Genomic DNA, 3,497 nt, shown 5'->3' on the forward strand with positions numbered 1-3,497 from the left:
AGATGTGTAGAAGAGACAGGGACCAGCTCCGCGCCACCCTGACCCGGTACGTGATCCTGCCCGGCGACCAGGCCGCCGACGCGGTCACGCTGTGGATCGCCGCCACCCACGCGCAACCGGCCTGGCCACACGCGCCGCGCCTGGTCATCCGCGCCCCCGAAAAGCGCTGCGGCAAGTCCCGCCTGCTCGACATCGTGGAGGCCACCTGCCACAACCCGTTCATCACCGTCAACTCCTCCAGCGCCGCCGTCTACCGCTCCATCACCGACGACCCACCAACGCTGCTGGTCGATGAGGCCGACACCATCTTCGGCCCCAAAGCGGACGGCAACGAGGACCTACGCGGCCTCCTCAACGCCGGACACCAGCGCAACCGCCCCGCCAAGCGCTACGACGCCAACGCCAACCGGGTGGAGTCCATCCCGACCTTCGCCATGGCGGCCCTGGCCGGTATCGGCGCGATGCCCGACACGATCGAAGACCGCGCCGTGGTGATCCGCATGCGTCGGCGCGCGGCCGGTGAGAGCGCCGCACCGTATCGGCACCGCCGCGACCGCACTCCGCTGCGAGCCCTGGCCGCCGCTCTGAACCAGTGGCTCCGCGCCGACTTGGCCACCCTGGAACAGGCAGAACCGGCCATGCCCGTGGAAGACCGCGCCGCCGACACATGGGAACCCCTGGTCATCGTCGCCGACCACGCCGGCGGCACCTGGGCCAAGCGCGCCCGCGCCGCCGCCGTGGCGCTGACCGCCGAGGCCGTTGAGAAGAACCAGTCCTCACCCCGGGTCCGGCTGCTGGCCGACTGCCGCGCAGCGTTCGGCACCGACACCGCGCTCTCGACTGCCGAGCTGCTGCAGCGTCTCAAGGCCGATCCCGAGAGCGAATGGTGCGAGCACGGCCCCGCGGGGCTCACGGCCATGAAGCTCGGTGTGATGCTGCGCGAGTACGACATCCGCTCGGCCAACATCCGCTTCGCCACCGGCGTGCAGGCCAAGGGCTACCAGCGCGCCGATTTCCTCGACGCCTGGGCACGCTACTGCCCGGCCGTCGAACCCGTTCCGAATGGCGATGTTCTCGACTTTGCCAGGGGTACCCGTCCCAGCCGTCCCAGCCTCGTCACCGCAGGTCAGCGTGGGACGGCTTCCGACACTGGGACGGCTTAAGCCGTCCCACCCCAACAAGCCGTCCCAGCCTTGACCAGCGGAAATGAGCCTGGGACGGCTGGGACGGCTACCCCGCCCTCAACCGGCCTCGACAACAAGCCGCCAAGCACAACCGCCGAGGCCCTCAACACGCGACCACGCCCCCACCCCGATCACCAAGCCGGAAAGGAACGCGCCGCGATGGCCACCGTCACCCGCCTGCGCGCGATGCTGACCATTCCCGAGGTCTGCGCCGAACTGCAAGTCTCCCGATCTACCTTCTACGACTGGCGGCAGAAAGGCCGCGCCCCCCGCTGCATCGCCCTGCCCAACGGCTCCCTCCGTGTCCGCCGCACGGACCTGGAGAACTGGCTCACCGCCCGAGAGGACGCCGCCTGATGAAGGACACCACGTATGACGTGCGCCTCATGAAGACCGAGGTTCGGAAGAACAAGGCGGGCAAGGTCACGTCCTATCGAGTTCGCTGGACAACCGCCGGCAAGGAGTGGAAGAAGACCTTCCAGAAGAGTGCTCAGGCAGACGCTTACCGCAGCAACCTGGTTACCGCTGCGCGGGACGGCGAAGCATTCAGCCTGCTCACGGGCGAGCCTGTCAAATGGAACCGCGCTGGTCAACCCGAAATGAGCTGGTACGAGTTCGCCTGCAAGTTCGCCGACTTCAAATGGAAAGCCGCTTCGGCGAAGTACAGGCAAGACATCGCCCGCGCCCTCACCGCTGCCACGCCAGCCCTGCTCAAGAACGGCAAGGGCAAGCCTGACGATCTCACCCTACGTACGGCTATGCGCCGCTGGGCGTTCAATACCAAGCAGCGCGCCGAGGCATCCGGGGAGATGGCCGAAGCGCTCGCGTGGCTGGTCAAGAACAGCCTGCCGGTTTCCGCTCTTTCCGAGGCTGCGACAGTGCGCAGCATGCTCGACATGGCTACGGCGAATCTCAACGGCAAGCCCGCAGCTACGAGCACGATTCGCAGGAACAAGACCATCCTTCAGAACGCCCTCGATTACGCCATGGAGCTCAAGCTCTTGACCGCGAATCCAATCAAATCGCTCAAGTGGAAGCCGCCAAAGGTGACCTACGGGGTAGACAGGCGCAGCGTGGTCAACCCCACGCAGGCGCGCCGGCTGCTCGCTGAGGTCGAAGCGCAGAAGCCGAGCGGAAAGCGCCTCGTAGCCTTCTTCGGCGCGATGTACTACGCCGCTCTGCGGCCGGAGGAAGCTGTCAACCTCCGCGAGCACAACATCACGATTCCCGAGCTCGTCATGAATCCCGAGACTGGCGAGATGGAGCCACCCGCCGACGACTGGGGAGAACTTCACTTCGCCAGCGCCGCCCCCTTCGCCGGACGCGAATGGACTGATGACGGCGCACTTCGCGAGGAACGCGCACTCAAGCACCGCGCCGAGGGGCAGACCCGCCCGGTTCCGTGCCCGCCCACGCTAACCAAGCTCATACGCGCCCATCTCGCCGAGTTCGGCACCGGTCCCGGCGGACGACTCTTCGTCGGCGTTCGCGGTGGTGAGCTGCCCAGCATCACCTACCGCCGTGTGTGGGCCAAGGCGCGCGAGAATGCGCTGACCAGCAAAGAGGCACAGTCGCCGCTCGCGAAACGCGTCTACGACCTGCGCCACGCCTGCGTCTCGACCTGGCTCAACGCAGGCGTTCCAGCCACTCAGGTCGCCGAATGGGCAGGTCACAGCGTGGAAGTCCTGCTCAGGATCTACGCCAAGTGCATCGTCGGCCAGGACCACGCCGCCCGCCGGCGGATCGCCGAGGCCCTTGAAGAGGATGACCCGTGAGCCCCGGAACCGTGGGCGAACATGGGGCGGAGACACCCGCAAACGATCGGTGAGAGCCATAGACCGCCGGACATGAAGAACCCCCGCCTCTGCGCAACAGTGCAGGTCAGGCGGGGGTTTCCGCTGGTTATGATCTGCGCGCCCTGCAGGATTCGAACCTGCGACCGTCGGATTAGAAGTCCGATGCTCTATCCAGCTGAGCTAAGGGCGCTCCCGCCTTATTGTGCATGATCCGGCGACTTGTCACGCACACGTTTTCCCCGTGTCAGTGCGTCATCCCGGTCACACCCCAGGCGAACAGTGTCCCGGAACCGCGGTCGTCAGGGCCGGCCGGTGGCGGGGCTGGTTGTTCGGCCTTCGGGAGGAGGATATCGGAGGTTGGGTGGTACGGGAGGAACCGGAGAAAGGTCCGGGGATGTGTCCTCTGGGGTCCGGCCGGGATGGGGTGAGCGGTGACTCCTATCGCCACACGTCGCATCCGCAGGCCGGGGGCGCTCGCCGGGAGGACGGGGAAAATGCTGTCTCTGGTACACCTCTG

The 3,497-nt window shown here is 66.8% G+C and carries 3 protein-coding genes and 1 tRNA gene; 3 read left to right on the plus strand and 1 reads right to left on the minus strand.

Going from position 1 to position 3,497, the window contains the following annotated elements:
• From EJK15_RS68255 to EJK15_RS68265, 3 genes are all read left to right on the plus strand, one after another.
• On the plus strand, nt 1–1,163 hold a 1,163-nt coding region (locus EJK15_RS68255; protein WP_138720767.1), incomplete at its 5' end, for a DUF3631 domain-containing protein.
• A gap of 180 nt (nt 1,164–1,343) precedes the next feature.
• Nucleotides 1,344–1,541, plus strand: a complete 198-nt coding sequence (locus tag EJK15_RS68260) for a helix-turn-helix transcriptional regulator (RefSeq protein WP_138720768.1) — start codon at nt 1,344–1,346, stop codon at nt 1,539–1,541.
• Nucleotides 1,541–2,959: a tyrosine-type recombinase/integrase gene (locus tag EJK15_RS68265; protein WP_138720769.1), complete on the plus strand. Its 1,419-nt coding sequence runs from the start codon at nt 1,541–1,543 to the stop codon at nt 2,957–2,959. Before EJK15_RS68260 ends, EJK15_RS68265 begins: the two co-directional genes overlap by 1 nt.
• Before the next feature lie 137 nt (nt 2,960–3,096).
• Here the strand turns inward: EJK15_RS68265 and EJK15_RS68270 are convergent.
• A tRNA-Arg gene (locus tag EJK15_RS68270) sits at nt 3,097–3,170 on the minus strand.
• Nucleotides 3,171–3,497 lie beyond the last annotated feature (327 nt).

This window comes from Nonomuraea basaltis, assembly GCF_005893125.1.
In the GTDB taxonomy this organism is placed as follows: domain Bacteria; phylum Actinomycetota; class Actinomycetes; order Streptosporangiales; family Streptosporangiaceae; genus Nonomuraea; species Nonomuraea basaltis.

Coding starts and splice junctions, on each gene's coding strand:
- EJK15_RS68260 (WP_138720768.1), top strand. CDS start 1,344: ATGGCCACCGTCACCCGCCTGCGCGCGATGCTGACCATTCCCGAGGTC.
- EJK15_RS68265 (WP_138720769.1), top strand. CDS start 1,541: ATGAAGGACACCACGTATGACGTGCGCCTCATGAAGACCGAGGTTCGG.